The organism is Vibrio sp. 03_296 (assembly GCF_002265885.1).
In genome coordinates this window covers 1-259 of record NZ_NPKW01001410.1, presented here as the reverse complement: position 1 = coordinate 259, position 259 = coordinate 1, and the positions used below count along the sequence as shown (strand labels likewise).

General features: G+C 57.5%; 1 protein-coding gene. It reads right to left on the bottom strand.

The window, feature by feature from the left end; all coding sequences use genetic code 11:
• Positions 1-12: 12 nt before the first annotated feature.
• The coding region (locus tag CIK04_RS33065) for a hypothetical protein (RefSeq protein ID WP_176463506.1) at positions 13-259 on the bottom strand (247 nt) is incomplete at its 5' end.

The following is a 259-nucleotide window of genomic DNA, read 5'->3' as shown; positions in this document are numbered from 1 at the left end:
TCTGACCGTCTTCTACGTTGGTCGTGTTCCTGACAAGGTCACTTCGTCTGCTTCGTCAACACTGATGTTGCCGTCGCCTACGGTCGTCAAGTCGATGCTCGGTAGATCCGCATTGTCCGCATCCAACGTCGCGCTTTCTGTGTCGCTCGCTGGGTTGCCCGCGCTGTCCGTCACGTCCGCTTTCACGCTGATCGCGCCATCAACCAGACCCTTACCTGTTAGGTCTGCGGTCGTGCTGAACTTGCCATCTTGAACGGTC